General features: G+C 64.5%; 12 protein-coding genes. 2 read left to right on the top strand and 10 right to left on the bottom strand.

Going from position 1 to position 26,483, the window contains the following annotated elements:
* Positions 1-2 precede the first annotated feature (2 nt).
* From nirB to IGX34_RS09895, 7 genes are all read right to left on the bottom strand, one after another.
* Entirely contained in the window at positions 3-2,567 is a 2,565-nt protein-coding gene (gene nirB, locus IGX34_RS09865) for a nitrite reductase large subunit NirB (protein ID WP_192555556.1), read from the bottom strand.
* 42 nt (positions 2,568-2,609) lie between these two features.
* Positions 2,610-3,902 carry an MFS transporter gene (locus IGX34_RS09870; RefSeq protein WP_192555557.1) on the bottom strand — a complete coding sequence of 431 codons (1,293 nt, stop codon included), beginning with the start codon at positions 3,900-3,902 and terminating at the stop codon, positions 2,610-2,612.
* Between the two features lie 246 nt (positions 3,903-4,148).
* Positions 4,149-4,814 carry a CPBP family intramembrane glutamic endopeptidase gene (locus tag IGX34_RS09875; RefSeq protein WP_192555558.1) on the bottom strand — a complete coding sequence of 222 codons (666 nt, stop codon included), beginning with the start codon at positions 4,812-4,814 and terminating at the stop codon, positions 4,149-4,151.
* A 1-nt stretch (position 4,815) separates the two neighbouring features.
* Entirely contained in the window at positions 4,816-5,406 is a 591-nt protein-coding gene (locus IGX34_RS09880) for a TetR/AcrR family transcriptional regulator (protein ID WP_192555559.1), read from the bottom strand.
* Positions 5,407-5,553: 147 nt separating this feature from the next.
* Entirely contained in the window at positions 5,554-7,254 is a 1,701-nt protein-coding gene (locus tag IGX34_RS09885; RefSeq protein WP_192555560.1) for a ShlB/FhaC/HecB family hemolysin secretion/activation protein, read from the bottom strand.
* Positions 7,255-7,307: 53 nt separating this feature from the next.
* The gene (locus IGX34_RS09890; RefSeq protein WP_192555561.1) at positions 7,308-17,585 is read right to left on the bottom strand and encodes a YDG domain-containing protein; all 10,278 of its coding nucleotides are present in this window, start codon (positions 17,583-17,585) and stop codon (positions 7,308-7,310) included.
* Between the two features lie 961 nt (positions 17,586-18,546).
* Positions 18,547-19,317, bottom strand: coding sequence for a response regulator transcription factor (locus IGX34_RS09895; RefSeq protein WP_192555562.1), 771 nt, complete (start codon positions 19,315-19,317; stop codon positions 18,547-18,549).
* Positions 19,318-19,544: 227 nt separating this feature from the next.
* Here IGX34_RS09895 and IGX34_RS09900 point away from each other — a divergent pair, with 227 nt between their 5' ends.
* The gene (locus tag IGX34_RS09900; protein WP_192555563.1) at positions 19,545-20,468 is read left to right on the top strand and encodes a LysR substrate-binding domain-containing protein; all 924 of its coding nucleotides are present in this window, start codon (positions 19,545-19,547) and stop codon (positions 20,466-20,468) included.
* 105 nt (positions 20,469-20,573) lie between these two features.
* Here IGX34_RS09900 and IGX34_RS22425 read toward each other — a convergent pair whose 3' ends face one another.
* The 3 genes from IGX34_RS22425 to IGX34_RS09915 form a co-directional block, all read right to left on the bottom strand.
* Complete coding sequence (locus tag IGX34_RS22425) at positions 20,574-24,080, bottom strand: two-component regulator propeller domain-containing protein (RefSeq protein WP_192555564.1); 3,507 nt, start codon at positions 24,078-24,080, stop codon at positions 20,574-20,576.
* Positions 24,081-24,321: 241 nt separating this feature from the next.
* A complete protein-coding gene (locus tag IGX34_RS09910; RefSeq protein ID WP_192555565.1) occupies positions 24,322-25,062 on the bottom strand; it encodes a nuclear transport factor 2 family protein in 741 nt (246 codons plus the stop codon).
* Positions 25,063-25,383: 321 nt separating this feature from the next.
* Positions 25,384-25,671: a DUF2845 domain-containing protein gene (locus IGX34_RS09915; protein WP_192555566.1), complete on the bottom strand. Its 288-nt coding sequence runs from the start codon at positions 25,669-25,671 to the stop codon at positions 25,384-25,386.
* Positions 25,672-25,949: 278 nt separating this feature from the next.
* On the opposite strand from IGX34_RS09915, the gene IGX34_RS09920 reads away from it, so the two are divergent.
* Entirely contained in the window at positions 25,950-26,429 is a 480-nt protein-coding gene (locus IGX34_RS09920) for a nuclear transport factor 2 family protein (RefSeq protein ID WP_192555567.1), read from the top strand.
* Positions 26,430-26,483: the final 54 nt, after the last annotated feature.

Consider the following 26,483-nt stretch of genomic DNA (forward strand, 5'->3'; position numbering starts at 1 on the left):
CGTCACTCCGTGGTGACACGGGCAGGAATGCGCCGAGCCGGTTTTTCTTCCGGCGTGGCCGGCCGGATCTGGCCGCGGTCATGTACAAACACTACGTTGCTGTCGCCCTCGGCGCTGTTGACGAAGTGCTGGAAGCGCTTGCGCGTCTGCGGATCGGTCACCGCCTTTTTCCATTCGCATTCGTAGCTGTCCACCACGCGCTGCATATCCGCCTCCAGTTCGGCGGCCAGGCCGAGTTTGTCCTGCACTACTACTTGCTGCAGGTATTCCAGCCCGCCTTCGAGGTTGTCGCGCCAGACGCTGGTGCGTTGCAGGCGGTCGGCGGTGCGGATGTAGAACATCAGGAAGCGATCGACGTAGCGGGTAAGCGTGGGTGTATCCAGATCGCCCGCCAGCAGTTCGGCATGGCGCGGCTTCATCCCGCCATTGCCGCAAACATATAGATTCCAGCCGCGTTCGGTGGCGATTACGCCCACGTCTTTGCCTTGTGCTTCGGCGCATTCGCGCGTACAGCCGGATACACCGAGTTTCAATTTGTGCGGCGCGCGCAGGCCCTTGTAGCGATTTTCCAGCGCGATCGCGAGGCCGACCGAATCCTGCACGCCATAGCGACACCAGGTAGAGCCGACACAGGATTTCGCCGTGCGCAGCGCCTTGCCGTAGGCATGGCCGGATTCGAAGCCGGCGGCAATCAGCTGTTCCCAGATCGAGGGCAATTGTTCCAGCCGCGCGCCGAACATATCCACGCGCTGACCGCCCGTGATCTTGGTGTACAGGCCATATTGTTTGGCGATGCGGCCCACCGCGATCAGCCCGTCCGGGGTGACTTCGCCGCCGGCCATGCGCGGCACCACCGAATAGGTGCCGTCCTTCTGGATATTGGCCAGGAAATAATCGTTGGAATCCTGCAATGACGCGTGTTCTTTCTGCAGCACGAACTCGTTCCAGCAGGAGGCGAGAATGCTGGCGGCAACCGGCTTGCAGATATCGCAGCCCAGGCCGCTGCCGTGGCGGCGCAGCAGTTCGTCGAAATGCCGGATGCGTTCCACCCGCACCAGGTGATAAAGCTCCTGGCGCGAATAGGCGAAGTGCTCGCACACATGGTTATTGACCGCCAGGCCCTGGCGTTTCATTTCGGCCCGCATGATCTGCGTGACCAGCGGCACGCAGCCACCGCAGGCGGTGCCGGCCTTGGTAGCGCTCTTCAACGCGCCGATGGATGCGGCACCGGCGGCCACGGCGTCGCATAGCTGTGCCTTGGAGACGTTGTTGCACGAGCAGATCTGCGCTGCGGCAGGCAAGGCATCCGCACCCAGCATCGGCCTGGCCTTGCCGTCGGCCGATGGCAGGATCAGGAATTCCGGCTCGTCCGGCAGCTCGATGCCATTGAGCATCATCTGCAGCAGCGTGCCGTATTCACTGGCGTCGCCGACCAGCACGCCGCCGAGCAGACGCTTGCCGTCGCCGGAAACCACCAGCTTTTTGTAGACCTGCCGGCGTTCGTCGCTGAACTGATAACTGCGCGCGCCCGGCGTGGTGGCATGCGCATCGCCGAGGCTGGCCACATCGATGCCCATCAATTTCAGTTTGGTGGACATGTCGGCGCCCGCGAACTCAGGCAGTTCCGGCGCCTGCCGGCGCTCCAGCAATGCACATAAGTGCGCAGCCACCACGCGCGCCATGTCGTAGCCGGGTGCGACCAGACCGAAGGTCTTGCCGCCCCAATACGCGCATTCGCCGATGGCATAGACATCCCAGTCACGGGTGCGGCAATAGTTGTCGACGTGGATGCCACCGCGCTCGCCCACGCCCAGTTCGCAGGCACGCGCCAGTTCGTCGCGCGGGCGGATGCCGGCGGAGAACACAATCATGTCGGTTTCCAGCTGGCTGCCGTCGGCAAAACGCATGCGATGGCGCGTAGCTTCGCCATCGACGATATCCAGCGTGCTCTTGCCGGTGTGCACGGTCACACCCAGCTCTTCGATCTTCCGGCGCAGCATCTGGCCGCCGATATCGTCGACCTGCACCGCCATCAGGCGCGGCGCGAATTCCACTACATGCGTTTCCAACCCCATGTCGCGCAGCGCCTTGGCGCATTCCAGCCCGAGCAAGCCGCCGCCGACCACGACACCGATCCGCGAACCGGCGCCCCATTCGCGCATCGCCAGCAAATCGTCGATGGTGCGATACGTCAGGCAGGCGGCGCGCTGGTGACCATCGATCGGCGGTACAAACGGCCTGGAGCCGGTCGCCAGCACCAGCTTGTCGTAGCCGATCACTTCGCCATCGGCGGTGGTGACACGTTTCTGCTGGCGATCGATATGCACGGCACGCGCGGCCAGGCGCAGTTGCAAACCGGGCCGGTCGAAGAAGCCGGGCGTTACCAGCGAAAGATCGTCGGCACTCTTGCCGCTGAAGAAATCGGACAGGTGCACGCGGTCATAGGCCGGCCAGTTTTCTTCGCCCAGCACGGTGATATCCAGCCCCTGCACCTGGCGCTCGACCAGCTCCTGCAGCAATTTATGCCCGACCATGCCATGCCCGATCACCAGCAATTTCACTGCCATAGACCCTGCCTCCTGTTGCGCAGTCAGCGTCGATCGCGGCGACTACGCCCGATCCAGCCCCAGCGCTTCGCGATAAAGCCGCTCTTCGCGCGCCGTGTGTTCGGCGCTGAAACGCACCGCCAGCGCGCACATCGAGCCGGCGATGACAAAACCTCCCAGCAAGGCAAAGGTGTGCGGCACCGAACCGGTGCTCTTGAGCAGCAAGCCCGCCGCCACCGCGCCGACATTGCCGCCAGCACCGACGATGCCGGCCACGCCGCCCAAGGCCGAACGATCGACGAATGGCACCAGCGCATAGGTGGCGCCGCAGGCCATATGCGTGAACAGGCCGAAAGCGAGCATCGCGCCCATCGCCACATCCGCCGCCTGCGCGGCGGAAAACCACAACAATCCCAGGCCCTCGCCAAGCATCAGCGCCCCCAGCAGCCAGCTGCGCGCAGCCAGTCCATGCAGGCGCGCCAGGCGATCGGAAGCCATGCCGCCGATGGCGCGTGCAAACAGCGCCAGCAGCCCGAAGCTGCCGGCAGCCATGCCGGCATGGCGTAGATCCAGGTTGAAGCGATCCACGTAGTAACTGGCCGCCACGCCATGCACGAACAGCTCGATGCCGAAGCAGCCGGCATACGTCACAAACAACATCCACACGCGGTAATTGCCCATCGCGGTACGCAAGGCGCGCCAGCCGCCGGGCTTGGCCGCATTTGTCCGAGGGTCTGGCGGACGGTCCGGTGCATAGCGCCAATACAGCGCAGCCACGATCAGCATCAGCGTGCCGGGCACCACCATCGCCGCACGCCACCCCAGTGCCTGCGGCACGCCGATGGCAAGCGCCGCGGCAAGCAGACACGGCATCACCGCCTGCGCCGCGCCGCCGCCGGCATTGCCCCAGCCGGCGGCGGTGGCATTGGCGGTACCCACCACGTTCGGCGCGAACATCACCGAGGTGTGGTACTGCGTAATGACAAAGCCCGCGCCCGCGATGCCGATCGCCAGCCGAAAGAACAGAAAAGACGCATAGCTGTGCGCGAAGGCGATGCCGAATACCGGCAGCGCGCCGATCATCAGCAGCCATGTGTAGGTACGGCGCGGACCGAAGCGATCGCACAGAGGACCGACGATCAAGCGTCCGAACACCGTGACAGCCACCGCGGCGATACTGATATTGGCCAGCTGATCCTGGCTGAGCCGGAACTCGCCCTTGATCAGCGGCATCAGCGGCGCCACCGCGAACCAGGCGAAAAAGCAGGCGAAAAACGCCAGCCAGCTCAAATGGAACGCACGCATCTGCGGCGTGCGCAGCCGAAACAATTCGATCCGCGTAGCTCTGCCCGACATGCCTTACCTCGCCGAAGACTTGCCTGCACCGATGGCTCGTCCGTCACGCGCTTGCGCAGATCGGCGAGCCTTGATGCGTGATGCAATGCATCATTTGTGCCGTCGCGAATAAGGTCGGATTTTTATGAGTTTATGGCCGCCATCACACTGAAATGCGGCTCTGAGCGCACCAGCAGCGGGCTAAAAGGTTGTTACTTGCACCATTGCAGTGCAGCAATCAAACCGGTGGCGATGACCCATGGCGGCCTAGCCCAATAGAAAGGCCGCACCATCCACGATGAAGTGCGCCAGCATGCTGGCCCACAGATTGCGCCGCCAGAAATAGAACACGGTGAGGATGATCCCGGCCGAACCGGCCACCAGGATGTGGTGCCAGCCCCAGTACGTGACATGGTCCAGCGTGAACACCGTGCAGCTCAACGCGCCGGCCACGAGGCGGCTGCCGCTCAGTTCCTGCAATCGCTCCACGGCATAGCCGCGGAACAGCAATTCTTCCGACACTGCCGCGCGCACCACGATCAGGCATTGCAGCGCATACGGTATGGTTGCCAGCTGGCTGAACTGCTGGCTCTCGCTCCAGTGCAAGGCTGGAAAAAGCACGTAATAAATGAGTCCCAGGCACACAAGAATCAGCAGGCCGGTGGCGACGGCCCACAGGCCGTCTTTCCAGCTCGGTCGCCGCAAGCCTACGGAAGTCAGCGGACGGCGCTCCACACCTTTCACGTAGCAGAGCACAGCGACAACCAGCGCCCAATAGATCAGTTCATTGACGATCACATGGCCCGGGCCGGCCAGTTCGTCGAGCCAATGGCCCAGCGGCAAGCTGATGCCGCCCAGTGCCAGCAGCAAGCCGCATAGCGTGCGCAGCGTCGATGGGCGCGGTGCCGAGAGATCCGCCGTGGATGCAACCATGTCATGTCCCCCGTTTGGATGTGGGTGAACGCTGCGGCTTGCGCTGCAGGCGTCCCTGCTCCACCAGTTCGATAAACCGGTCGAGCGCGCGCGTGGTGCGCCGGCGGTCGCCGGTGCTCATCAGTTCCAGGAACAGGCCGTCGAAGACGGCGATCGGCAAGCTGGCCATGGCGGCGTCGCGCTCGTCGTCCGGCATGATCTGTTTGGTCAGCGCCAGCCAGTCTGCGGCATTGTTTTGCAACAGGGGGCCGTAGGTTTCAGGGCTGCGGATTGCCAGTATCTGCAATTCGTAGAGCAGTTTCAGATACGGAAAATTCTGCGCGGCGACGGCCCAGTCCCAGAAGCGGCGCAACGGCGCCTTGGCCGACGAAGCCCGGGTTTCCGCCATCGCCTGCAGGGAGCTGCGCAGCTGCGCATGCATGGCTGCCATCGCCGCCGTCAGCAGGCCTTCCTTGGAACCGAAGTGATAGATCAGCAGGCGCGCACTGGTGCCCAGCTCGGCGGCCAGCGGGCGCAGCGACAGTTCCGACAAGCCATGCGTCAGCAGGTAGTCGATCAACGCTGCGGTGAGTTCTTCTTTGCGGGTATCCATGTAACGAACGTTACATGTAACAGTCGTTACACGTCAACCGCAAAGACTGTCGCCGCCAATGGCCAAGGCATCGGCAGACGGGACAACATAGTGATGGCAGCAGGCGCCCTGGAACCGGGCGCCCGCCTGATACCGGCTTCGACGTACTCAGTAAAAGCCTTTTTGCACCTGGAACCAGAAGCGCGTGGAGGTGTCGACGTGCGGTCCGGCCAGCACCGGCTTGTTGCCGATCGGCGTGGCCACGCTGGCGGCGATCACCCAGTCGTGCGCGGCCGACCAATGCACGCCGATGCCGGCGCCATTGAGGCGGGCACCGTTGACGCCGGGCATGAACGTATCCTTGTAAACCTGCACATGACCGCTGTCGACGAAGGCCGAGGCCTGCCACGGACCCGGCAATGCCGAGATGGTGAAGTCGTGGCGGTACTCGATGGTGGCCAGATTGCCTTGCGCACCGGACACCACGCCCACGTCATAACCGCGCACGGTATTGGGGCCGCCGAGGTAGAACTGCTCGGAGGTATCCAGGTTCTTGTTGGAGCGCTGGCCGGAGAAGCCGAAATACAGCGCATTGGTGGGATTGAGCTGCTGCAGGCGCGACACCGAATAATTCCACTTCACGAAGTGGCCGGCGGTCTGCGGGCCGAAGTAATCGAAGAAGAAGGTCTGGAAGTTATCCAGGTACAAGCGGCCATAGCTGCCACTGACATTGAAGTTGGTGACGCCGGTGCTGTCGCGCTGGTCGCCGGCCACGGTCAGTACCCAGTTGTCTTCGTGACGATGGGTCTCCAGCTCGGCCAGGTCGATATCGTCATACAGGCGCTTGTGGTCGAACTCGATCTGCGCATACAGGTTGCCGCGCGTGTTGCGGATAAACGGTTGCGAGAGATTGACGCTCTGGGTGGTGGCGGTGCCGTGCGCGTGCAGGTCGGACAGGCCGTTGCCCAGCTTGTATTGCAGCCCGGTAACGCCCAGGCCCAAGGTGGTGCCCTGCCCGGTCAGCAGATAGCGATAGCCGATATGGCCGTAGCTCATGTCGGCACCGGAGCTGGTGCCGCTGAAATCGAGCAGGTCGCCCTGATGGAACAGGCCATTGACGTCGAAGGTGCCCGACAGGCGCACGCGGTCGGTATAGGCGTTGCCGTAATTATCCAGGCCCAGCGTACCGGTGTAGCGCGGTGCGGAGGTGACGCCCACCAGCAGGTCCGAGGTGCCTTCGGCATCGCCGGGACGCAGCACGGAACTGACCAGTGCGCCCGGAACATCCGACAACAGCAGCAAGCTGCGTTCCAGGCCGTAGTCGCTGACCGGATCGCCCGGCTGCAGCGGCGCCAGGGTGGCGCTGAGCGGATAGTGGCCGACGTCGCTCTGGTTCTGCAGCACTACCTTGCCGTAGCGCGCTTCCACTACGGCGATGCGCACCACGCCATTGTTCAAGGTCTGCGCCGGCACATAGGCAATCGCCAGCGGATAGCCGTGATCGTGGTAGTAGTTGCTGATCTTGTCGGCCAGGTCGTCCAGGTCGTTGAGGCTCAGCTGCTGCCCCTCGCCGGCTGCCACCAGCGCATGCAGCTTGGCGGCCGGCAGCAGCTGGTTGCCGCTGATCTGGATGCTGCGCACATAGAACTTGGTGTCGTCCTGCGGGCGCTGGCTTTTCGGTTTCTGGATGTTGAGATCCAGGTCGGACGAAGGCGGCGGCGCCGGCTGCTGCATCTGTTGCAGCAGCTGGCCGCTGTTGGTCTGCGGGGTAGTGACATGGGTTTGCGCATGCACCGCCGGCACGCACAGGGCCAGTGCCGAACAAAGCAGGGAAAGACGCAACGTAGCCGTACGTGGCTCAATTTTCATGGATTCACCGGAACGAAAAGACAGCTTGGCGTGATGCAGCTTGGAGTGAGAGATCATGGCGAGGCATCCGTGGGCAGACGCACGCCGCCGTTTTGCAGGCGCAGGGCCAGGCCGGAGTGGAAGTCGGTACGCGCGCGGTTGCGCTCGATCGGGCGATGGCGCAGTTGCTGGTTGCCGGTGTAGACGCCCACCGTGTCCATATCGGTGGAGCCATAAGGCGTGGCGATCGGCATCGACTGCAGGCCGCCGTCCAGCTGTGCCAGCCAGCTACCCTGCACGCCGCTGCCATTGAAACCGGCGCTGGTGATGTCGGCATCGGTGGTGGTGATCGGATCGGTGATCAGGTAATTGGCCGCATCCGCGCCGTTCGCCGCGATACCGCTGACGGTGACGGTCTTGCCGTTGCCAACATAGGGATTGCCGAACGTAGCCGAGCCATAGGTGAAGCTCAGCACATCGCCCGGCAGCACGCCGTTGCTGGTCAGCGATACCGTGTCGCCTACCTGCCCGTTGTAGATGCGGTTGGTGCCGGTGGCGTTCACCACGATCGACAGCGGCGTAATGGTCACCCAGTCGGCGCCGCCGGCCAGCGTGTAGTTGGCGGCCAGACCGCTGCCGTTGCCCAGCACCAGCGAACCGGTGTTGGCGAACGGCTGCTGCGTGCCGACGTTCTTGCTGGTCAGCACGCCGGAGCCGCTGAGTGTCACCGTCTGGCCATTGATGCCGGTAAGCACACCGTTGTTGCCGAACAGGCCGGCGTCGGCGCCGGTGCTGCCGTCATACACGCGCGTGCCGCTGAGGTTGAGCACGTACGGGGTGATGTTGGCGCTGGTGCTGGCGGTAGTGTTGAAGGTGTAGTTGCCCGCATCGGCGCCGGAGGCAGCGATGCCGGTAACACCGATCGACACATTGCTGCCGGCGTTGGGCGAGCTGAAGCTGGCCCCGCCATCGCTGAAGTTCACCGTGTCGCCGGCCAGCACGCCACTGCTGCCCAGGTTGACGCCGGCAGTGGTGTTGCCGTCGTAGACCTTGTTCTGGCCGGTAGCGCCGACAGTGATGGCGAGCGGTGTGATGGTGACCCAGTCGGTGCCGCCGGTGAGCGTGTAGTTGCTGCCCAGCGCCGCACCGTTGCCGGTGAGCACATAGCCGCTCAGGCCGTTGCTGGCGAACGCCAGTTGCTGGCCGACGTTCTTGCTGGACAGCACGCCCGCCCCGCTGAGCGTCACCGTCTCGCCGTTCACGCCGGTGAGCACGCCATTGTTGCCGAACAGGCCGGCATCGGCGCCGGTGCTGCCGTCGTACACGCGCGTGCCGGTGAGGTTGAGCACGTACGGGGTGATGCCCAGGGTGCCGCCGACCAGCGTGTAGTTGCTGGCCGTGCCGCTGCCGTCGGTCAGCGCCAGCGTACCGTTGCTGAAGTTGCCGCCGCTGTAGTTGCCCACATTGGCGCTGCTTACTGTACCCGTACCGGTGACGTTGAGCGTTTCGCCATTCACGCCGGTATTGATCACGCCGTTGTTGCCGAACAGGCTGGCATTGGCGTCGGTGCCGCCGTCGTACTGGCGGTTGGCGCTGAGATTGATCGTCGCGCGGTTGATGGTCAGTGCATCGGCGCCGCCGATCAGCGTGTAGTTGCCAGCCTGGCCGCTGCCATTGCCCAGTTGCAGCGAATTGAGATCGAAGGCCTGGCCCGGAGTAGCCGACCCGGTGCCGCTGTAGGTGGCGTTCGCGTTAGCGCTGGCCACCGTACCTGCACCGCTCAGCGTCAGCGTCTCGCCGTTGACACCGGTGATGGTGCCGTTGTTGCCGAACAGACTGGCATTGGCCGCGGTGGTGCCGTCGTAGTCGCGCGATGCGGTGAGGCCGATCACATACGGCGTGATGGCCACGTTGCCGCCACCCAGGGTGTAGTTGCTGGCCAGGCCGCTGCCGTCGGTCAGGCCCAGGCCGTTGGTGTTGAAGTTGCCGCCCGTGTAGTTGCCGACATTCGCACCGGCCACCGTACCTGCACCGGTCAAGGTGATCGTCTCGCCGTTGACGCCGGTGTTGATCGTGCCATTGCTGCCGAAGATGCCGGCATTGGCATCCACGCCGCCGTCGTACTGGCGGGTACCGCTGAGCGTGATCACTGCGCGGTTGATGGTCAGCGCATCGTTGCCGCCGATCAGCGTGTAGTTGCTGGCCAGCGCCGCGCCGTTGCCGGTCAGGTTCAAGTTGTTGAGGTCAAAGGCCTGTCCCGGGGTGGCCGAGCCGATACCGCTGTACGGCGTACCGCTGGCATTGGCACTCGATACGGTGCCCGCGCCGCCCAAGGTCAGCGTTTCGCCATTGACGCCGGTGAGCACGCCGTTGTTGCCGAACAGAATGGCATCGGCAGCGGTGGTGCCGTCATACGCACGCGAGCCACTGAGATCGAGCACATGCGGCGTGATCGCCAGGCTGCCGCCGACCAGCGTGTAGTTGCTGGCCGAACCGCTGCCATCGGTCAGCGCCAGCGTGCCGGCGCTGAAGTTGCCACCGGTGTAATTGCCTACATTGGCGCTGGTGACCGTGCCCGTACCGGTGACATCGAGCGTTTCGCCGTTGATGCCGGTGTTGATCACGCCATTGGCGCCGAACAGGCTGGCATTGGCATTGGCGCTGCCGTCGTATTGGCGCGAGCCGTTGAGGTTGATGCCGAGTCGATTGATGGTCAGCGCATCGTTGCCGCCGATCAGCGTGTAGTTGCTGGCCAGGCCCGTAGCGTTGCCCAGCTGCAGCGCGCCCAGGTCGAAGGCCTGACCCGGCGTACCCGAACCAATGCCGGTGTAAGTGGCGTTGGCATTGGCGCTCGCTACCGTGCCCGCGCCGCTCAAGACCACCGTCTCGCCGTTGACGCCGGCCAGCAGGCCACCGGCACCGAACAGTGCTGCATTGGCCGCGGTCGTGCCGTCATACGTACGCGAGCCGCTGAGGCTGAGCACGTATGGCGTAATCGTCAGCTGGTCGGTACCGCCGACCAGGGTGTAGTTGCTGGCCAGCGCCGCACCGTTGCCGGTCAGGCTCAGCGTATTGATATCGAAGGCCTGGCCCGGCGTGGTCGAGCCGATACCGGCATACGGGGAGCCGCTGGCGTTGGCACTCGACACCTTGCCCGCACCGCCCAGCGTCAGCGTTTCGCCGTTGACGCCGGTGAGCACGCCGTTGCTGCCGAACAGATTGGCATTGGCGCCGGTGGTGCCGTCATAGGCGCGCGTGCCGCTGAGGCTGAGCACGTACGGCGTGATGGCCAGACTGTCGCTGCCGCCGACCAGGGTGTAGTTGTCGGCCGAACCCGAGCCGTTGGTCAGCGCCAGGCTGCCGCGGATGAAGTTGCCGCCGCTGTAGTTGCCTACGTTTGCGCCGGCGACCGTGCCCGCACCGGTAAGCTGCAGCGTTTCGCCGTTGATGCCGGTATTGATCAGGCCGTTGTTGCCGAAGGCCGCCGCACTGGCGTCGATGCCGGCGTCGTACTGGCGCGTGCCGGCAAGATTGATCACCGCCTGGTTGATGGTCAGCGCATCGTTGCCGCCGATCAGCGTGTAGTTGCCGGCCAGGCCGCTGCCGTTGCCCAGGGTCAGCGTGTTGAGATTGAAGTTCTGCCCGGTCGGCGTGGTCGAGCCGACGCCCAGGTAGGTGACATTGGCATTCGCACTCGCCACCGTGCCCGAGCCGCTCAGCACGACCGTCTCGCCGTTCAAGCCGGTGAGTACGCCGTTGCTGCCGAACAGCAGGGCCTGGGCGATATTGGTGCCGTCATAGGCACGCTGGCCGCCGAGACTGAGCACGTAGGGCGTTACCGTTACCGTGCCGCCGGCCAGCATGTAGTTGCTGGCCTGACCGCTGCCGTTGCTCAGGCTCAGGCTGCCCAGGTTGGCGAAGCTTTCTGCGCCGGCGTTCTTGCTGTTGAGCACGCCCGAACCGCTCAGGTTCACCGTCTCCCCGTTCACGCCGGTCAGTACGCCGGCACTGCCGAACAGGTTGGCGTTCGCACCGGTGCTGGTGTCGTAGACGCGCGTGCCGTTCAGAGTGAGCACATAAGGGGTAATGGCAAAGTTGGCGCCGGTCAGCGTGTAGTTGCTGGCCAGGCCGCTGCCGTTGTTCAGCGCCAGCGTGCCGAGGTTGAAGGTGGCGCCGGTGTAGGTGCCCACGTCCGCGCCGAAGGTCGTGCCCAGGCCACTCACTTTCAGCGTTTCGCCGTTGACGCCGGTGGCGATCGTGCCGTCGTTGCCGAAGGCGCTGGAAAAGGCATCGATGTTGGCGTCGTACTGGCGCGTGCCGCTGATGACGATCGGTGCTGCGTTGATCGTGCCGGTCAGCCCGGTCGGCTGGGTCAGCGAGTAGTTGCCCTGATCCGTGCCGCTCAAGGTAATGGCGGCGGTCACCGCAATATTGCTGCCTGCATTGGGCGACGCAAAATTGCCGACGTCGGCGTTGATGGTGACATTGTCGCTGCCCAGCACGCCGACCAGCTGCTGCGAGCCGCCCAGGGTGGCGCTGGTGTTGCCATCATAGGTTTTGCTGTCGACGGTGGTGCCGGTGATGCTCAGCGGCGCCTTGGTGATGGTCAGCTGATCGGTACCGCCGATCAGCGTGTAGTTGCTGGCATTGCCGGTGCCGTTGCCCAGCGCCAGCGTATTGAGATCGAACGGCTGCGAGCCGCTGCTTGCGCCGGTGCCCTTGTAGGTGCCTACGTTCTTGCTCGATACGGTGCCCGAGCCGGTCAGGGTCAGCGTCTCGCCATTCACGCCGCTGACGGCGAACAAGCTGGAATCGGCGGTGGTGGTGGTGTCGTACTGGCGCGTGCCGGTGAGGCTGATCACGCGCGGCGTAACCGCAAACGTATTGCTGGTGCTCAGCGTGTAGTTGCTGGCCAGGCCCGAACCGTTGCTCAGCGCCAGCGACCCGACGTTGAAGGTGCCGCCGCTTTGCGTGTAGGTGTTTACATCCGGCGCCGAGATCAGGCCCGCACCGGTCACCGTCAGCGTCTGGCCATCAATGCCGGTGCTGATCACGCCGCTGTTGCCGAACGCGCTGGCATTGGCGTTGGTGGTGGCGTCGTACTGGCGCGTGCCGGCGAGGGTGATCAACGCCTGGGTGATGGTGCCGGTCAGCCCGGTGGGCTGGGTCAGGATGTAGTTGCCCGCATCGGGGCCGCCGATAGTGATGGAGGAGCTGACCGCGATATTGCTGCCCGCATTCGGCGACGCGAACGCGCCCGTGTCGCCGGTAACGCCGACCACGTCGCTGCCCAGCACGCCCTGCAGTTGCTGCGTACCGCCCAGGGTGGCCGTGGTGGTGCCGTCATAGACCTTGGTGTTGACCGTGGTGCCGGTGATGGTCAGCACCGCCGGCGTGATCACGAAGGTATCGGTGCCGCCGATCAGCGTGTAGTTGCTGGCCAGGTCCGGACCCGAGCCGGTGGCGCCGGCCGCGGTCAGGCTCAGCGTATTGAGGTTGAACGGCTGCGAGCCGCTGCTCGCGCCGGTGCCGTTATAGGTGCCGACGTTCTTGCTGGAGGTGGTGCCCTGCCCGCTCAGCGTAAACGTGTCGCCGTTGAGGCCGGTGACCGTGCCGAACAAGGTGCCCTGCGCGGTGGTCGTGGTGTCGTATACGCGCGTGCCGCTGAGGTTGAGCACGTACGGCGTGATCACGCCGTTATTGCCGGTAGCGGACGTGGGCAGGATGTAGTTGGACAGCAGCGTGCCGGTGTTGGCGACGAAGTCCGACACCACCAGGGTCGATTGCACGCCCAGGCCGGTGCCGGCGTTGGGCGTGGTGTAGTTGGCGGTGGCCGACTGCGGAATCGACGCACCTTCGCCGCTGACGAAGCCGGTCAAGGTGTAATCGGAGGCGGTCAGCGTGGCCGAGTTGGTACCGTCGTAGACCTTGGTCGGGCTGCCGGTGATCACCGCGACCAGCGTGGCCGGCGTGATATTCGCCTTCAGGCCACCCGGCTGGGCAAGCACATAGTTGCCGGCCTGCGTACCGTCCAGGCCGAAGCCGCTGGAGGTTACGGCGAGATTGTTGCCGACGTTGATGGTGCTGAAGGTGCCCGCGGCAGAACCGGTATCGAGCGTGACGTTGTCGGTGCCGAGTACGCCATGCAGTACGGCGCTGCCGACATTGAGCGTGTCGTTGAGCGTGCCGTCGTAGACCTTGCTGGCAGCGGTAATGCCGGTGAGCGTGAGCGGCGCGGGGGTGATATCGGCAGTGAGGCCCTTGATCACCTGCAGGTTGTAGTTGGCCGACGCGCTGCCAGAAATGCTGAAACCGCTGGCGGTAACGCCAATGCCGTTGCCGACATTCGATTGCGCGAAGGTGCCGGTGGTGGAGGTAGTCAGCGTGACATTGCCCACATCGGAAGCGACCAGGCCGGACAGGCCGGCAGCACCGACGTTGAGCGTGTCGTTGGCGGTGGTGTCATAGACCTTGCCAGTGGCATACACGCCGGTGATGAACAACGGCGCCTGCGCAATGTTGCCGAAGCCGGTGGCCGCAGTAGCCAGCGTGTAGTTGGACAGCAGCGTGCCACTGGCCGCGGTGTAGTTGTTGGCGGTGAGCGTGCCGCTGATCAGAATCGTGTTGCCGGCGTTGGCGGTGCTGTAGTTGAACCCCGCAGTCGGCGTAACCGTACCGCCTTCGCCGCTGACAAAACCATTGACCTGGAAGTTCGACGAATTGAGCTGGGCGACCGTCGTACCGTCGTAGACCTTGTCGAGGTTGCCGACCAGGCTGACCGTCAACTGTGCGGGGGTGATGCTGCCGGTGGTGAAAATCGTGCTGGGATAGGAGTAGTTGCCGGCACAGCTGCCGGTACCGCCACAGGTAAAGGTGAAGTCCGTGCTATTGAGGGTGACCTGGAACGGCTGGTTGTTTGCCACGTTCTTGCTGGCAAAGAAACCGGTGATATTCGGGTTGACGACCGCGGTATCGCCGTCCTTGAAGCCGCTCAGCACGAAATCCTGCTCGCCGCCGACGTTGAGCAGATACTCGTCGTTGCCGTCGTAGATCTTGGTGATGCTCTTGGTGAGGCTGGCGATAAGACTGCCGCTCAACGGAGCCTGCGTAATCGTGCCAAAGCCGCTGGCCAACGTCGGCAGCGCGTAATTGGAGAGCAACGTACCGGATCCCGCGGTGAAGTTGCTGGCGCTGAGCAGTGCGCTGACGGCTTCGATCGAGGCGTTGGGCGAGGCGTAGTCGCCCGTGGCCGGCGCATTGAACGTAATGTTTTCGCCGCCGATCACGCCCGACAGCACGAAGTTGCCGGCGTCGAACGTGGCCGTGGTGGAGCCGTCGTAGACCTTGGTGGGGTTATTGACGATCGACACGAACAGCGGCGCCGGATCGATCGTGCCGGTACCGCTTACCGAGCTGTTGAAGGTGTAGTTGGACAGCTTGGTCGTGCCGGTGACGGTAAAGTCGGACGGCTGCAGCGTCGCGGTCAGGCCGATATTGGAACCGGCATTGGGCGAGGCATACACCGCCGGGCTCTGCGAGACCACGGCGCCATCGCTGCCGGCAAAACCGGTAATGGTGAAGTCGCCCTGGGTGAGCGTGGCGAAATCGGAACCGTCGTAGATCTTGTCGGGGCTGCCGTTGAAAGCCACGGTCAGCGGGCGCGGCGTGATGTTGGCGGTCAGGCCGATGGGTGCGGTCAGCGTGTAATTGCCTGCAGCCGCGCCGGCCAGGTTAAGGCCATTGGCGGTCACCGCCAGGCTGTTGCCCACGTCGGACTGGCTGAAGGTACCGCTGGCCGAGCCGGTCTGCAGCGACACCACATCGTTGCCCACCACACCGTTGAGCGTGGCGCCACCGGTGTTCAAGGTATCGGCGGTGGTGCTGTCGTAGATCTTGTCGTTGGCGGTGATGCCGCTGACGGTCAGCGCCTTGGGCGTGATGTTGGCGGTGAGATTGGTCGGCGCGACCAGGGTGTAGTCGTTGATTTTGCTGCCGGCCAGTACGAAGCCGCTGAGGTTGACCGTGATGCCGTTGCCGGCGTTGGCGCTGGCAAAGGAACCGGCGGCGCCGGAGGTGTCCAGCGTAATGCTGTCACCGGCGATCACGCCGTAGATGCTGGCGTTGCTCAGATCGAGCGTATCGGCAGTGCCGCCGTCGTAGACCTTGCTGGTGGCCAGCACGCCGCTGAGCAGTACCGGTGCGCGCGTGATCGTGCCGATGCCGGTGGCGGTAGTGGGCAGCAGGTAGTTGGAAAGATTGGTGCCGCTGTTGGCGACGAAGTTGGTCAGGGTGAAGGTGGCATTGAGCTGCTGCTGCCCGGCATCCGCACCGGCATAGGCGATGCTGCTGGGCTGGTTCACCGTGGCGCCCTGCCCGGCGACGAAACCGCTGAGCTGGTAGTTGGAAGAACTCAGCGTGGCCGTGGTGGTGCCGTCGTAGACCTTGGTCGGGTCGTTGATGATGATGGCGCTCAGCGCCGCCTTGTTGATCGTGCCGATGGCCGCGCTGGCCGCACCCGACAAGGCATAGCCATACACCGGAATGCCGGCGGCATTGGTAATGGCGTAGCCGCTGATGCTGCCGGGCGTGGTCACCGAGATGTTGCTGCCTGCATTGGCGCTGGCGTAGGTGCCGCTGGCCGAGGCGACGGTGTCGCCGTTGATCAGGCCGCTGTCGGCGAGATTGGATCCGGCGAGCACGGCCGTGGTGGTGCCGTCATAGGTTTTGGCGACGGTGCTGGTGAGGCCGGTCACCGTCAGCGTCGGCGCCACACTATAGAGAAAGCCATTGCCCGAGGTCGCCGCGGCGGTCTGGTACGGCGCGTTGTACTGAATGAAATTCGGTGTCAGGCCGCCGGTGGTATCCAGCGTGGGATTGGTGGAATAGATCAGCCACGGCGCCGACGTGCCGGTGCTTACCGCAGCAGCGCCGCCGTTGTTGACGAAGTTGGCGCCGGTGGACAGCGTCACGCCGGTGCCGCCCAGGATCGAGGCGCCGTTGGCGATAGTGAGATTGCCGCCGGCGGCGGTCATCACCACGCCGCCCGCACCGGTTACCGGCGCGTTGACGTTGATGCCGTGATACGCCTCCAGCTTCAGCGTGGCGGCCGCATTGCTCCAGCTCACCGCGGCATCGATATTGATGTCGCCCAGGCCGGAACTCTGCGTGCCTACGCCGGTGGCGCCACTGGAGGTGGTCTGCTCGGTGACGTTGGTGCCGGCATTGAGCGTGTTGGAAATGGTCGTTGCGGCAGTGCTGTCGATGGTCAGGTCGGTCGGGTCGACCAGCCAGGTGCCGGCGGCGCCGTGCGGCGCGGCGGCGGTGATATGCGCATCGGCGGCCAGTTGGAAATTGGCGGCCGAGGTTTCGATCGAGCCACCGGCGCCGCCATGGGGTGCGCTCGCATCCAGCGTGCCGCCGACATTGACCTGGCCGGCAGTCATGCCGCCGAGCAAGGTGATGGTGCCGTTGTGGTTCTGCACCGTCTGTGCCTGCACTACGCCGGTGTTGTTCACCACGCTGGCGAGCAAGGCATCCTTGGCGCCGGCGGTCATGATCACGCGGCCGCCGTCGGCGACGATCAGCTGGCGGTTCTCGGCCAGGTTGTTCAGCGTGCTCTGGTCCACTTGCAGATGCACCAGCTGATTGCCGCTGAAGGTGAGCGTCACCGTACTGCCGCCCGCCAGCGCCACCGTGCCGAGCTGCGCGGTGATGGTGCCCTGGTTGGAAACCTGGTTGCCGAGCAGGGCGACATAGCCGCCGTTGGCGGCGGTGATGGTGCCGCGGTTGATCACGCTGCCCTTGCCCGAACCGCTGAAACGACGCTCGCTGCTGTCGATCGTGCTGTCGTCGACATCCAGCGTGGAGGCGACCAGGCCGCCCACGTTCACCTGCGCGCCCTGCCCGAACAACACGCCGTTCGGATTGATCAGCCACACCTGGCCGTTGGCATTGAGATGGCCGTCGATCTCGCTGGGCGTGCTGCTGTAGATGCGGTTGACCGCGATCGAGCTGCTGCCCGGCTGCAGGAAATCCACCGTCTGGTTGGCGCCGACGTTGAAGTTCTGCCAGTTCAGCATCAGGGTCGAGCTGTCCTGGCGGATGGTGGTGACATTGCCCACCTGCTGGATCTGCCCGGCGCCGGACACGATCTGTCCGCCCGACGGCCCGCCCGCGTGCGCAAGACTCGGCGCACCCAGCGACATCGCCAGCAGCGACAGCGCCATCACTCGTTGACCGGTCACGCCGCGCTTGCGCGGGCCGGCGCCCGCGCGCGTCGCGGTCGCCAGCTCGGAGGCCGGCACCCACTGGGAAAGGGAGCGGTTCCAGCACAGCCTGTAGATGTGATTCATAGTCAACGAGCCTTTGAAGAGAAAGATTTCGAGGTCAGCCGCGTCCGCGCCGGCATGCAGAACCAGCGGGAATGAATTAGGTGGGACGACAATGCGATGGCTGAATGCCCACGCCCCCTGTTCCCCGAATCAACGGTGAGCAAGAGCCGTGCCGGTGACGCGATCCCGGGTGACCAGGCAGGGGCGAGTACGCTGCCCCGCCCCTGCCGCCACCGTTGGCCTATGCACAGCCACGACAGCGGGTAACAAGCACAGCAGCAGACAGCACGAAAGCGTCAATGCGCTTGCGTACGGCCGTGCATCGGGCCGGGCGGCGATTCGCGGGGAATCTGCGGCGCGGCTGCTGCGCTCACGTCACCGAGGACGTCACCGCAGTCAGCGTCGTCGCCTTGAACGATCCTGGAAGTTCACGTCATGTCGCCTGTGCATTGCCAACACCCCCTGCTGTGTAGCCTGTCAAGCATGGCCCCCGCACGCACAAGGCGTACGGCAGGCAGCCACGCTGCCCGCTTGATGGCGAGTCGGATGAGTCGGTTCATGCGAATACTGCGACCCCCTCCGTTCGGCAATCCACCGAACGGCACGCCATGAGCGATGCAACTCCTATTGCAGCGGCATGACTTTTTCTTCGATAAACGACGCGTAATCCGCAGCTCGGACCACTTGCGCGGGGTGAATGCTAGGTTAGAACAGGTCCTAGCCAAAGCTATAAATACGGGAAGTTGCGTCATGCCATGCGCGACGAAAACACCTTTGGCCAAAGCCTCGCCGCGACTGTTTCAGCGCGCCGCGCATGGCGCGCTCGCGCTGCAAAACGCTTCGTGCGAACCATGGGGTGGCGTATGGAAACTTTGCCGCAGCGGACGCGGGCTTGCCGCAGTGCAAAAAACTTTTCTTTGAAGCACATCGCATTTTTGGCAGCTAGCGCCGCTGTACGTCCAATCTCGACCTCAGGACATGATTAGTCGGCTACCCCGATGCCCTGCCCCTGCAGCCCGCGCCTGAACGCACTGGGCGTCACGCCGGCCCGTTCGCGGAAGGCAGTGGTGAAATTGCAGGCGCTGCGAAAACCGACCTGTTCGGCAATGTCTTGCATGCTCATGCGCGAATCGGCCAGCAATTCGCGCCCGCGCCGCAGCCGTTCGTCGCGGATCCAGGCAAACACGGTCATGCCCAGGTGCTGGCGGAAAATGGCCGAGAGCTTCTTGTCGTGCGTGCCGACCTTGTGGGCGATCTCGGCCAGCGCCGGCAGATTGGCCAGATGGCCGCCGATAAAGCGCATCGCCGCCCGCAGGATGACTTCGTCCGGCGACAGCAAGGCCTGCGGGGTGGACGGCTCGGAGGCGGCACGCGGCGCCAGGCGCAGGTGGATGCGGATGCGCGCCAGCACTTCGGCCGGCAGGCAGGGCTTGAGCACGTAATCGACCGCGCCGTGCAGCAGCCCTTCCAGGCGCTCGTCCTGGGCGCCGGCGGAACTGAGAAAGATGATCGGGATATCGCAGGTGCGCGGCGATTCCTTCAGCAGGCGGCTGCCGGCAAGGCCGTCGATCTGCGGCATGCGCACATCCAGCAGGATCAGGTCGGGCGTCAGCGCTACCGCGCGCTCGTAGCCTTGCCGCATATCGGTCGCCACGTTCACGCGCAGCTGTTCGTGGCGCAACAGCTCGATCACCGCGCGGATGTCTTCGGGCCGATCGTCAATCACCAGGATCAGTGGATTCGCTGCCAACATCGTGCCGCCCCCTGGCTGGCGTCCTGCGCAAGCCATTGCGGCGGGCGCCAGCGGTATCGCTCGAGAGTATAGGACATGACCGAGCAGCACTCCCCTCCGGCAAAAGTCACGTCCGCCGTGCCAAAGGCATGATCCCGCGGGGCGCGACTAAGCTTGCGCCCCGTCGCGCCACCCGCTCTTTAACGGTATGGCAAACGGCACGTACGCGATGGCACAGGGGCCGTAACGTGGATAACGCAGAAAATCTGGTGGATCTGTATCTGTTGACGCTGGTCGTGGAGGCCGGCGGCTTTTCCGCGGCGGCACAACGCGCAGGCACCACCAAATCCCGGCTTAGCCGCCGCATCATCGAATTGGAAGAGCGGCTGGGTGCGCAATTGCTGCACCGGAACGCGCGCCGCTTCTCGGTCACCGCGGTCGGCGAGCAGGTGTACCGCCAAGCGCTGTTGATTCGCGAAGCCGCTGCGGCCGCGGAAGCCGCCGCCAACGAGATCAAGGGCGCTGCCGGCGGCCACGTGCGCGTGCACGCGGAAAGCCGCCTGTTGCCCATGCTGGAAGGCATGCTGGAAGGCTTTTCACGCCAGCATCCGTATACGCGGATCAGCGCCATGCAGAGTGATGGCGGGGTCGAACCCTTGCTGGAACAGCAGGCCGATATCGTGCTGGCCATGGGCGACACGCTGCCCGACAGCGCCGACATCGTCGCGCGCGCCCTGGGCAGCGTGCAGCATGTACTGGTCGCCAGCCCACGGCTGCTGGCGCAGACCGAGCAGCCGGCGCATCCGGACCAGATTCCCGATCAGCATTACCTCAGCCATGCGGCGGCGACCTCGTTGCGCTCGCCGGCATCCGCCTCGCGCCGACGCTCTTCGCCGCGCTTTGTCAGCAACAACGTCTCCGCCCTGCTGGCTGCGGCAAGAGCCGGCATGGGCTACGCGCGTTTGCCGCGCTATCTATGCCATGCCGATTTGCAGGAGGGGCGCCTGCGCGCGGTCTTCGAAGCGCAGAACAAGCCGCCGCTGCCGCTGCATGCGCTGACCTTGCAGGAACGGGCGATGAGCCAGGCGGCGATGAGCTTTGTGCAGTTTGCGCGGCGGCATCTGGCGCTTTCGCATTTGCCGGGGGTGGTGGCGGTAGACAAGGCGGCCTGAGTATTGCGTCCGTTCGAAGCGAGATTCATCGCTCAATCACGCCATGCTCCCTCCCCTGCTTCTGCAGGGGAGGGAGATATTCGCGGCGATGGAAAGATATGCGCGTCAATCCACGGCGACGTATTTTTTGCGATCAAGCAAACGGCTGATACGCACCAGCAACTGCGTCGCCCCCACCGGCTTGAGCAAGGCATCGTCAAACGCAAACGCAAAGCCTTCCGGCGGCCGTGACGGCAACGACGAATACAGCAGCACCGGCAACCCCGAGTACGCCTGCCGCACATGCCGCAGCAGTTCCCAACCATCCATGCCCGGCATCACCTGATCGGTCACCACCAGGTTGACCGCCTGCTCGCCCAGCAAGGCCAGCGCCTGCTCTCCATCGGCCGCCGCCACGCTTTCGAAGCCAAAGCCATCCAGCAGATCGCACAGCATTTCCCGGTTCTGCGCATCATCGTCCACCACCAGGACCACGCGCCCGGCACCGTCGATCTCGCCTGCACCGCCATCGTCCTCGAACAGGCCCGGCTCCAGCTCGGCTTCGTCGGCCAGCGCCACATCCAGCACAAAACCGAAACAGCTGCCGCCACTGGGCGCCGCCTCGATGGTCAGGCGGCTGCCCATGCGTTCGAGGATCTGCGTGACGATCGCCAGCCCCAGGCCGTAGCCGTTGTAAGGCGCGGCATTGCTGCCACGGGCAAACGGCAGCGACAAATGCTCGCGATCGGCCGGCTCGATGCCAATGCCGCTGTCCTCCACCACAAAGCGCAACTGCACGCGCCCCTGCGCTGCCGGCATCGCCGTAACCGCAAACAGGATGTAGCCGTCGTTGGTGAATTTGGCGGCATTGCCGATCAGGTTAAGCAGCACTTGCCGCAAACGCCGGAAATCCAGCGTGACCACGGCGGGCAGGTCTTCGGCATAGCGGCATTCGAAGCGATTGCGATACTTCTCGGCATGCAGCACCGCATGCTCGTTCAAGCTTTGCAAAAACGCGTGCAGATAACCCGGCGATTCCACCAGCTCCAGATCGGCAAGTTCATCGCGCGAGAATTCCAGCAGTTCGTCGATCAGGTCCAGCTGCTGGCGTACGCTGCTTTCGATCAGGCCGGGATAATCCCGCTGCGCATCGCCGCCGCGCCAATGCCGCACGCTGTCGATGATGCCGCTGAGCGGCGAACGCAAATCGTGGCTGATGCGCGCCAGCAGCATGCTGCGCGCGCGCATCGCGTTCTGCAGCTGGCCGGTGCGGATCGCCACCGCCTGTTCCAGCCGTTGCGCGTGCTTCACCAGCAGCCGCACGCGCCAGCGCCAGGCCAGCACCAGCGCCAGCAGCGCCAGCAGCGCGGCCGCCGCATACGCGGCATTGCTGCGCCACCACGGCGGACTCAGGGTGAAGCGCAGGCTGACCGGCGCGGACACTCGGCGCTGATTGATGTCGATGGTTTCCAGCTCGAAGCGGTAACTGCCCGGCGGCAGCGAGGCATAGCGCAATTCGCGCGCCGACGCTTCCACCCAGTCGCTGTCGATACCCGACAGGCGATAGCGGAAGTGCACGGGGCTGCCGGAACTGTTGCCCAGCACCGCCAGGCGTAGCACCAGTGCGCCGGTCGGATCGAAATCCACCTGCTGATGTTGCGCATCGAGTTCATCCGCGCCGTAGTGGGCCGATTCCAGCCAGGGACGAATCTTGCGCGGCGCCAGCATGTCGTCCGGCTTGAGCAGATGCGACAAGCCGATCGGCGCGCCGATCCACACCGAGCCATCCGCATCCGCATAGAAAGCGCCGTGATTGGTTTCGTCCCACAGCAGGCCGTCGCGCGTATCCAGGCGCATCCAATGATTCTGCTCCAGCACGTCCACGCCGCTGTTGTTGCCCACCCACAGACGTCCGCGCTGATCCTTGCGCAGGAAGTACACGCGCGAATCGGCCAGCAGCGGATCGTCCACGGCCGTGAGATGCATGCTGTCCGCATCGCCCACGTTGCCGACCAGCAGGCCCGGTTGCGGCGAACTCAGCCACAGCCGTCCATCCGGCGTGGCCTGCACGCTCTCATAGCCGCCCAGGCTTTCGTGCGGCAACACACCCACCTTGCTCCAGCGTCCGGCGGCATAGCGAAACAGGCCCGAGCTGCAGGCGGCCCACAGCCGGCCGGCCGTGTCCTCGGCGAGGTCCGAACACATCGAGGTGGGAATCAGCCCGGGCGCCGCGCGCTGGATGGCGCCGCTTTGTGCATCCACTTGGTAAAGACCGCCGAGGGCGTAGCCCCAGATCCGCCCCTGGCTGTCCTGGAAACCGCCGCGCATCAGGAACGGCAGCGTGGCCACCAGGCGCGTTGTGCTGCTGGCCGGGTCATAACGCAGCACGCGGCCGTCGAACATGAAATACCAGATCGAACCGTCGGCCGCCGCCAGCACGGTACGCGTCTGGTGCGGCGGCGCCAGTTGCAGCGGCCATGGCTGGGCATGGTCCTGCGCCGGCTCGATCACGCTGCCGCCCTGGTCGTCGGCCACCCATACGGCACCCGCGCGGGTGCGCGTGATCGACCAGATCAAGGAACCGCTCAGGCCTTGTGCCGCCGTCCAGTTCTCGACTGCGTCGCGGCTGCTCCAGTGCAGCAGGCCGCGGCCGTAGGTACCGAGCCACACGGTGTCATCCTGATCGACCAGCAAGGACGACACGCCCACCTTCGGCAGGCTGCCGTCGGCACCGAACAGCTCCCAGCTGTGCCCATTCCAGCGCGCCAGGCCCTGCGAACTGCGGGTGAGCACGCGGCCTTCGCGGTCCTGCACGATATCGATGCTGGAAGCGGCCACGTCCGCGCTATTGCCCGGCATATCGTGCGCCACGAAGGCATCGCTGCCGGCCGGCAGCGCGCGCACCGTATGAATGCCGCGCACCCATAAGCTGCCATCGCCAGCGCCGAGAAAACCCAGCCATTTGTCCGCCGGTACGTTGGACTCCGGACCGTAGCGGCGCAGTTGTCCCTCATGCAGGCTGCATAGCTGACTGCCGCAGCCGAACCAGGTGATGCCACGGCGACGGAATACCGCGCTGACCTGGCTCAGGCCGGGAACATCGTGCAGTTGCTGCGCATTGAATGGCGAGCTGGCCTGCCAATGCCCCTGGCTATCGAGGCTGAGCCGCAGCAGATGATTGCCGCTCACCAGCCACAGGCCACCATCTTCGTCCGCGGCCAGGGTCTGGCCCCGGTCCGTCATCAGCGGCTTGCCTTGCGGACGCACCCAGCCGAAGTAGCCGTTCTCCCGCAACTGCAGGCCCGCGCGCGAACCTACCCACAGGCGTCCCTTGGCATCCTCGATAAAACTGATCACTTCCGACACCTGGAAGCCTTGCTCGGAGCCGATCTGATCGAAGGCGACGCCGTCGAACCGGTACAAGCCCTTCTCGGTGCCGACCCAGATAAACCCTTCGCGATCCTGGTAAAGGCGGACCACCGACAGGCTGGTCAAACCGCTGTTCTGATCGTATGTGGTAATCGGCAGCTGCGCCGCCGGCACCGGGGTCGACAGCATCGCGCTGACGAACAGCAGCCAGCCGCACAACGCAAGCCGCCGCCAGCGGATACCGGCGGCGCAAGCACAGCGCACCCGTTCGCATCCGCAACGACACGCGCGCGACGGCCAGATCAATGCATGGATAGAGATCACCTGCCGCAACCTTGCGCTGACGGACCACCCACGCTTATCGGCCTCATCCTGCATAACCGAAAGCGGTCGTCCTTTGCCCAGCCCGGGATCTTACCCAACCTTGCCGCAGGATTGAGCGGCAGCGGTCGCGATGATGCACAGGCGAGCCGTGCGACAAACGCATTGCTGCCCCGCATCGCCACTATCGGGCCGGTGTCGCAGGCGATTCGCGCATAAGGTGAAAATCGTTGAACTTGCGGCGTTCGATCAACATATCGACCGCACCCTGCGCATTGCGATGAAAAATGATGATGTTGCGCTCGTCGTCGCTGCCCATGAAAACATCCTTGCCGATCGGCTCCAGCACATTGGCCGTTCCACCTGGATGAGTGGTGTAGCTGAGCACGCCGTGGTCGGCACGCACCGTCCAGCTGTGTCCCGGTGCGTAGCTATAGGTGCCGGGGTAGTCGTTCACATCCAGCCCGGCCACATCGAGCCTGGGCGGCGCAGTGGGAATGGTGACGTCTTCATAGCCGGCAATCTTCCATGCTCCGCCCTGCTTTACGAAGGTCAGCAGCGACTGGTAGCGCACCACAAAGGACTGCCCGAACACGGTCTCGCGCTCGTATTCCTCCACCAGCAGCATGGCGGTGTCGCCATATTGCTGCACGCGCGCATCGCGCAGCTCGATGCTGCCGGAAAAGCCCGGCGGAAACGGCCGCAGGGAGGCGATGGAATCGGCCTTGCCGTTGATGCGGCCGAATTCGTCGACCAGGATCGCGCCATCGGTCAACGAGCGCTCCCATACCGACTTGTCCCCTTTCGGGATCGCATCGACCCAGGCCTGGGTGATCTGCAGCAACTGGTCTTTCACAGGCGGCGTTGCAGCCGTCGCCGCAGCCGGCAGCGCCAGCAATATCAGACCGAACAGATGCTTAGGCATGGCCACCCCCTGTAGGCGGCAGAGCATGCGCGGGTATCGAAGGCAGCAGCAGTGCCTGAAGTCAGGCATCGACCCGGGAGGGGCCTGGGGCGGATGTAGTCCTAATCTGACATGTTTCCGGGCGCGTCCCTGATTTCCAGACTGCGCGTTCAGTCACATTCTATGTCCGCCGGCGCCATTCCTCTGTGCGGCCGGTGTTGACCCTTTGGGCTCTATCGACCCCCTTGGATAGAGCCCGGGCCCCCGCAAGGGGGCCTTTCTATTTGTGCAGCAGCCTGGGTTGACGCTGCGTAACCCAACAAATCCCCACACCAGGCCTTATCAGTTGTACTTGGTCTGGATGTCCTGCACCTTGCCATCGATGATGGTGATGAACACCGTCTTCCCGTCCTGCAGGTATTGCCACTGCTCGTTACCGGAAACCTGGTCGTTGGTCAGGCTGGTGTCCTGCCCCTGCAGATAGGTACGCACGATCGGCTTGCCCAGCAGCTCCTGCACCTTTGCCGCACTGTCGCCCAGCGACAGCACGCGGCCATCCACGCGCAGGGAATCGTCGGCGTAGGCCGAAACGCTGATAAGCAATAAAGCCAGCAAGAGATAAGGGCGCATGATGACTCTCCTTTAGTCAGTAAGAACGAGCCGCTTCCGCCACATTGCCCGGGGGAACGACGGCGGCAATGTGCCAAAGATCATGGAGCTCCATCGCCGGCACATCCGCCGCCACGGCCCAAGTAATAACGCATGGCGCTGTTGCTGGATGACCCGTCGGCCCGAAAGGGCTCGTTAAAGATCATTGGCTTACCGCCTAATGATGCGCCTATTCACTACCATGGGCCACTGCACCGCACCCGCCCTGTCCCCCTTTGCCGTGCCACCAGGACCACCCGATGAAGCTCCGTACCCTGCTGCTCTGCGGCCTGTTGGCAACCGGCATGACCGGCGTCGCCGCAGCGCATACCCCCGCCGACGCCCAGGCCTCCGACCGGGCCGCCATCGCCCAGGTAGTGGACAACTACGCGCGCTACATGACGGCCGGCAGCGAGCAGGGTTTCGAAAGCCTGCTGCTGGACCAGGACATCCCCTTCGCCGCGGTATCCGCGCATGCCGCCATCGCCGGCTCGGCTGCGCTCAAGGACTACGCGTCATTCCGCAAGGCCGTGTTTGCCAGCGGCGACAAATACCGCCAAGTGTTTTCCAACGTGAAAATCGACGACGTCGGGCCGCTGGCCCAAGTCTCGCTCACCTTCACCGTCGAGCGCCTGGATGGCAAAGGCAAGGCCTATACGGGCTGGAAGATTCTGCAGCTGGTGAAATCGAAGGGCGCGTGGAAGATTGCCAGCGAGTTGTATACCTTCGACGGGAGCTGATGCTCTTCGCGCAACACGAGACGACCAAAGCGGAAGCAAATGGATTCCCGCCTT

The sequence above is a fragment of the Dyella acidiphila genome (assembly GCF_014863405.1).
In the GTDB taxonomy this organism is placed as follows: Bacteria; Pseudomonadota; Gammaproteobacteria; order Xanthomonadales; family Rhodanobacteraceae; genus Dyella_B; species Dyella_B acidiphila.